Genomic DNA, 3,090 nt, shown 5'->3' with positions numbered 1-3,090 from the left:
ATTAGTGATTCCGTGAGTAGTGGCGAGCGAAAGCGGATTGAGGCTAAACCGGCTGCGTGTGATACCTGTCAGGGGTTGCGTGGTCGGGGTTGTGGGACCCTGCTGAGTGTGCTGACACGCATTCGAGGAGTTACAAAATCAGTTGCTAGTCGAACAGTCTGGAATGGCTGACCGTAGACGGTGATAGTCCGGTAGGTGAAAGTGGCTGGTCTCCTGTGGGTGTTCCCGAGTAGCGGCGGACCCCTGTAATCTGCCGTGAATCTGCCAGGACCACCTGGTAAGCCTAAATACTTCCTGGTGACCGATAGCGGACGAGTACCGTGAGGGAATGGTGAAAAGTACCCCGGGAGGGGAGTGAAATAGTACCTGAAACCGTTCGCCTACAATCCGTCGGAGCCTTACGGGGTGACGGCGTGCCTTTTGAAGAATGAGCCTGCGAGTTAGTGGCATGTGGCGAGGTTAACCCGTGTGGGGGAGCCGTAGCGAAAGCGAGTCTGAATAGGGCGAATTTAGTCGCATGCTCTAGACCCGAAGCGGAGTGATCTAGCCATGGGCAGGCTGAAGCGCGGGTAAGACCGCGTGGAGGGCCGAACCCACCAACGTTGAAAAGTTGGGGGATGACCTGTGGTTAGGGGTGAAAGGCCAATCAAACTCCGTGATAGCTGGTTCTCCCCGAAATGCATTTAGGTGCAGCGTCGCGTGTTTCTTGCCGGAGGTAGAGCACTGGATGGTCTAGGGGGCCCACAAGCTTACCGAAATCAGCCAAACTCCGAATGCCGGTAAGTGAGAGCGCGGCAGTGAGACTGCGGGGGATAAGCTTCGTAGTCGAGAGGGAAACAGCCCAGATCACCAGCTAAGGCCCCTAAGCGTGTGCTAAGTGGAAAAGGATGTGGGGTCGCATAGACAACCAGGAGGTTGGCTTAGAAGCAGCCACCCTTTAAAGAGTGCGTAATAGCTCACTGGTCAAGTGGTTCCGCGCCGACAATGTAGCGGGGCTCAAGCACACCGCCGAAGCTGTGGCATTCACATTTTTACTTCGCCAGGTCTTGATATCTGGTGCAGGTGTGTGGATGGGTAGGGGAGCGTCGTGCCGGGGGTGAAGCAACGGGGTGACCTAGTTGTGGACGCGGCACGAGTGAGAATGCAGGCATGAGTAGCGAAAGAAGGGTGAGAAACCCTTCCGCCGGATGACCAAGGGTTCCAGGGCCAGGTTAATCCGCCCTGGGTGAGTCGGGACCTAAGGCGAGGCCGAGAGGCGTAGTCGATGGACAACGGGTTGATATTCCCGTACCCGCGTAGGAGCGACCCTGATGAACCTCGTTGTGCTAACCACCCGAGCTGCCGGCGGTCTTCGGACCTATGGTGGGGAGCGTGGGAACCTGGCGGGTAGTAGTCAAGCGATGGGGTGACGCAGGAAGGTAGCTGAGCCCGGCCGGTGGTTGTGCCGGGGTAAGCGTGTAGGCCGTGCTGTAGGCAAATCCGCAGCACATGTAGGCTGAGACGTGATGCCGAGCCGATTCAGGTGAAGTCAGTGATCCTATGCTGCCGAGAAAAGCCTCTAGCGAGTTCCGAGCGGCCCGTACCCCAAACCGACACAGGTGGTCAGGTAGAGAATACCGAGGCGATCGGGCGAACTGTGGTTAAGGAACTCGGCAAATTGCCCCCGTAACTTAGGGAGAAGGGGGGCCGGAGACGTGAAGCCCCGCGCGGGTGGAGCGTTGTATGGCCGCAGAGAGCAGGGGGAAGCGACTGTTTACTAAAAACACAGGTCCATGCGAAGAAGTAATTCGATGTATATGGACTGACGCCTGCCCGGTGCTGGAACGTTAAGGGGACCTGTTAGCTCTTCGGGGCGAAGCGGAGAACTTAAGCGCCAGTAAACGGCGGTGGTAACTATAACCATCCTAAGGTAGCGAAATTCCTTGTCGGGTAAGTTCCGACCTGCACGAATGGCGTAACGACTTCCCCACTGTCTCAACCACAGGCCCGGCGAAATTGCACTACGAGTAAAGATGCTCGTTACGCGCGGCAGGACGGAAAGACCCCGGGACCTTTACTATAGCTTGACATTGGTATCCGAATTAGCTTGTGTAGGATAGGTGGGAGCCGGTGAAGTCCATACGCCAGTATGGGTGGAGGCAATCTTGAAATACCACTCTGGTTGGTTTGGGTATCTAACTTCGGACCGTTATCCGGTTCAGGGACAGTGTCTGGTGGGTAGTTTAACTGGGGCGGTTGCCTCCTAAAGGGTAACGGAGGCGCCCAAAGGTTCCCTCAGCCTGGTTGGCAATCAGGTGTTGAGTGCAAGTGCACAAGGGAGCTTGACTGTGAGACTGACAGGTCGAGCAGGGACGAAAGTCGGGACTAGTGATCCGGCACTGGCATGTGGAAGCGGTGTCGCTCAACGGATAAAAGGTACCCCGGGGATAACAGGCTGATCTTCCCCAAGAGTCCATATCGACGGGATGGTTTGGCACCTCGATGTCGGCTCGTCGCATCCTGGGGCTGTAGCAGGTCCCAAGGGTTGGGCTGTTCGCCCATTAAAGCGGTACGCGAGCTGGGTTTAGAACGTCGTGAGACAGTTCGGTCCCTATCCGCCGTGCGCGTAGGATACTTGAGAAGGGCTGTCCCTAGTACGAGAGGACCGGGACGGACGAACCTCTGGTGTGCCAGTTGTCCCGCCAGGGGCACGGCTGGTTAGCTACGTTCGGAAGGGATAACCGCTGAAAGCATCTAAGCGGGAAGCTCGCTTCAAGATGAGGTATCCCACCCACCTTTGGTGGGGTAAGGCCCCCAGCTAGACGACTGGGTTGATAGGCCGGAAATGTAAGCCCGGTAACGGGTTCAGTTGACCGGTACTAATAGGCCGAGGACTTGACTACTAAGCTGCTACGCGTCCACTGTGCAACTCCCGACAAACGAACAACAGACCACGTGGTGTGGTGTTGTTTGATATGTCGATAGAGTTACGGCGGTCATGGCGGAGGGGAAACGCCCGGTCACATTCCGAACCCGGAAGCTAAGCCCTCCAGCGCCGATGGTACTGCACTCGGGAGGGTGTGGGAGAGTAGGACACCGCCGGACAATCTT

2 rRNA genes (1 of these 2 only partly in view) are annotated in these 3,090 nt (G+C 56.9%); both read left to right on the top strand.

Features of this window, described 5'->3' with window-relative positions:
* Positions 1-2,882 (top strand): 23S ribosomal RNA (locus ABZ671_RS32265); it begins 330 nt to the left of the window's first position.
* Positions 2,883-2,967: 85 nt separating this feature from the next.
* Positions 2,968-3,084 (top strand): 5S ribosomal RNA (gene rrf, locus ABZ671_RS32260).
* Positions 3,085-3,090 lie beyond the last annotated feature (6 nt).

The organism is Micromonospora sp. NPDC006766, assembly GCF_040636055.1.
GTDB lineage: Bacteria > Actinomycetota > Actinomycetes > Mycobacteriales > Micromonosporaceae > Micromonospora.
Note: the sequence above shows the minus strand (reverse complement) of the source record. Positions and strands in the feature narration are given on the sequence as shown.